This window comes from Limosilactobacillus mucosae DSM 13345, assembly GCF_001436025.1.
GTDB classification, from domain to species: Bacteria; Bacillota; Bacilli; order Lactobacillales; family Lactobacillaceae; genus Limosilactobacillus; species Limosilactobacillus mucosae.
On sequence record NZ_AZEQ01000046.1, the window covers coordinates 1 to 2,735 of the forward strand.

At 42.6% G+C, this 2,735-nt stretch carries 2 protein-coding genes; both read right to left on the minus strand.

What is annotated here, in order from left to right; genetic code table 11:
- Positions 1-1,919, minus strand: a 1,919-nt coding sequence (locus FC47_RS10000) for a YSIRK-type signal peptide-containing protein (protein ID WP_235804021.1), incomplete at its 3' end; no start/stop codon positions are given.
- A gap of 444 nt (positions 1,920-2,363) precedes the next feature.
- A partial coding sequence (locus FC47_RS11035; protein WP_155519192.1) for an LPXTG cell wall anchor domain-containing protein occupies positions 2,364-2,735 on the minus strand: 372 nt, incomplete at its 5' end.

The window sequence follows — 2,735 nt, forward strand, 5'->3', positions numbered from 1 at the left end:
ACCTGTTCATAAACAAAGTAGACATCATTAACATTGTTGGAATTGATCGTCCCCGTAGCGTCAGATGGCGTTGTAGTATACGTAAAGCCGTTAACGGTCGTCGTGCCGGCAGTTCCCAATGATTTGTCTGCCTTGACGTAACGGTAGGTCTTACCATTAACCGTAATTGTTTCTGGGCGGTAGTTTGAGCCCGTAACATCATATGAGGTGTTATTGCCAGAGTTTTCGTAAGCCGTCGTTGGTGTTTGGATTACCGTACCATCGCTGGTTACATAGTTAATGCGAACTTGGCCCTGTGGAGCATAGTAGTAATCAATCGTCCCTTGTCCTAGGGTTAGCCGATTGAGCAACAGCCAATTCATAGCGAAATTATTCCAACCGGTAAGTTGATCTTCAGTAAAACCAGCCTTTTTCAATTCAGTAACCCCAAGCCCATTACCAGCAGCATCTTTTATACTTGGGTTAACAGCAAATGCACCATTGCTATAGTACACGCCATTATAGGTTGCATTATTGTTTCCAGTCGTGGACATTTCACCTGGTTTTAATTCTTCGGAAGTAAAAATTGTTTTCCAAATACTGGAATCGTTAATATCACTAAGACTTGCATCAGCCTTGGCTACGCGCATCTCAATTCGACTTGTTCCATCAGTAGCCGTGATTACTTGAACACGTGCGATCTGTAAAACAGGATTTTCTTTAGTACCTGACAGATTTTTCTGTCCAGTAATGTACACGTCCCCAACTTTGTAGTTTCTTTTAAGCGTTCCATTAATAGATGAAGGAATAGTCGTCAAATCAAAGCCAACAAAACTTCTTACTCCAGAAGCCGTGTATTGATATCCAATGCGACCAGTCGCGTCATAATTTGCCAAGATAACGTCATTACCAGCAGCATCCTTGGCAATGTAGCGAGTCTCAAGCGTACTTGCAATCGGATAGTCGAAACCAATACCTGTAGCTTGTGCATTCTTAGTTGGATTTGAAGGCTCATATACATTGATTGCGTACATATTTCCAAGACCTGAATTAAAGTTGATTCCCTTGGATGATACGCCATTGACAACCGTTTCAGTATATGAATACGTATAGAAGGCTTTATCACTTGTGTTCTTCAAATAACCAACTTTTTTATTAGCATCACCAGGAACAGAGGTGGTTTCCCACAAAACAGTGTTGGTATTAGCATCAACTAACTGAATGTAGACTGTATCATCATAGATACCGTTATTCCCATTCTTAGCTACTGATACGCGAATGTAGTAATTCGTGTTGTATTTTTGATTGTAGCTTGTTAAGTCAGAGGCAGTTACCGGACCCAGGCTCATAATCCCAAACGTATAGTGGTCATTAGCAGGATCAGCCTCGTAGCCAGACGGAATTTGGCTTTGGTCTGCTATAATAGTTGCTCCATTAGGATTACTCATACCTGGATTTGCATCACTATCACTCAGCCTATCTTTAGCAACAATTTCACCCTTGCTGGTCAGCGCGTCATCACTAGTCACCTGACTACCAGCAGTTGCAACAGCTGAGGATGCTGACGATACATCATTCATTGCGGTTGAAGCCGCAGAAGCAGTCTGTGAGCTGTCCGCAGTTGACGTTGCAGCTGCTGATTGGCTGTTTGCCGAAGCTTCTGCAACAGTTGCCGTTTGCGCACTGGCAGCTGCAGAATCCGTACTGCTCAGCGTAACCGCACTAGCGCTTGTATCATTAGCAGCACTGTTTACGTTAGTCGTATCACCGCTTGTATCCGTATTGGTCGTTGTGTCGGCAGATACTTGACCATTACTAAAGAACATCAGCGTCCCCAAAAGTACCGATACCGTTCCGATGCTTAACTTCCGCAAGCCAAAGCGTTGAGCGCGAGTGGCACTTTTTTGTTCCTGCATATATTTATTATTCTTGGAATACATATATGTAGCCCCCTCTATTTATTAATCCCAATATCAAAACAAATATCAAGGTTCCTTGCAGCTGCTCATCTTTCGAAATACATTAATCACCCCTTCAATGTTTTCTAGTGATAAGCAGAGTTTTTTCTTCTCTAGAATAATTCTAAATGGAAGCGCTATAAAAATAAAGAGGAGACCGCGTTCTTACAAGGTTATTTAACTTGTTATACACTAAATATAATCAGCTTTTATAACTAAAGTATTTAATAAATTAATTGTTTACTTGTGGATATTTTGACAATTTTGTGAAAAGGATTTTGCATTAATTAATTTATATGCTGATAACGGTTTTAATTTAAAAATAATAATGAAACAGCAAAAAGGCCGGTCACTTAATAGTAAAGTGATCGACCTTTTTCAATTTTAGTTTCTCATGAGCAGGATTCTGCTTTTAAAACTTTTAGATTAGTCTTCACGACGCTTCTTGCGCGTACCGAACAGTGCCAGCATTGATGCGATACCGGCAAAGCCTAAGCCCATTGCAGCCGTGGCTTCGTTCTTGTCGTTACCAGTTTGTGGCAGTGTTGCAGCCTTAGCAGCTTCAGTCTTAGCTGACGTTGGCGTTGCTTGGCTTTGACCAGCTGGTGCTGCAGGAGTTTGTGGCTGTGCAGGTTCAGCTGGCGTAACTGGCGTTGTTGGTTCGCCTGGAGTCGTAGGCGTAGTCGGCGTCGATGGAGTATCAGGCGTCGTTGGCGTCTCGTTCTTAGTGTATGGTACCGGCGTGTCTACCGTTGGATCAGCTGGCGTAATTGGACTTGGATCAACTGGCGTGTAGCC